Source organism: Vibrio sp. A37, assembly GCF_059777565.1.
In genome coordinates this window covers 1-782 of record NZ_JBLNLI010000067.1, presented here as the reverse complement: position 1 = coordinate 782, position 782 = coordinate 1, and the positions used below count along the sequence as shown (strand labels likewise).

The following is a 782-nucleotide window of genomic DNA, read 5'->3' as shown; positions in this document are numbered from 1 at the left end:
ACAGCTCACTCAGCGTCTTATCTTGTGGGTAGTCCGCTTCTGTCTGGTTCCACTCATGCAATAGCGTATGACGCTCCTCTTCTGAGACGAGCTCTATTGTATGCGTCGCTACCTCTGGCTGCGCCATCAAACCAGTCAGCAAACGTTGATACATATCACTAAAACGTTCAATACTTGTTCGTTCAAACAAGCTCAGTGCGTAGGTCCATTCCCCACAAAGCGCCCCCTGGCCATCATCAATAAACACACTCAAGTCGAACTTGGCTGGAGTATAATGCACGCCTGGCAACTCTACTGGCTCTAACGGCAGCGCTCCCCAGTTGCCCCCATTTCCAAATGACTGCACCCCAAACATCACTTGAAACAACGGATGCCTTGAGGCGTCCCTATCTATGTCTAATTCACTCACCAACTGTTCAAACGGCAGCTCTTGATGACCTTTCGCCTCTATGACCACCTCATGCGTCTTCGACACCACTGACACAAAGTCTTGAGTCTCATCCACTTGAGTACGTAGCACTAAGCTATTCACAAAAAAGCCCATTAAGTCCTGCGTCTGTGTATGATGACGATTGTCCGACGGTGTCCCCACCACGATGTCTTTTTGCTGACTCAAACGACTCAGCAGCAGAAAGAAACCGGATAAAAGCACTGTGTACAGCGTGGTATGATGAACACTCGCAAACTGACGTAACTGCTCTGATAGGGAGGCATCGATATGAAAGGAGGCCGTTGCACCTTCAGAATTTATCTGGGCTGGCCTCATTTTATCGGTCGTCAGC

1 protein-coding gene is annotated in these 782 nt (G+C 49.1%); it reads right to left on the bottom strand.

Annotated elements, in window-relative coordinates:
- Positions 1-782: condensation domain-containing protein (locus ACM2FC_RS23540; RefSeq protein ID WP_498483462.1), on the bottom strand; the 782-nt coding region annotated here is incomplete at both ends.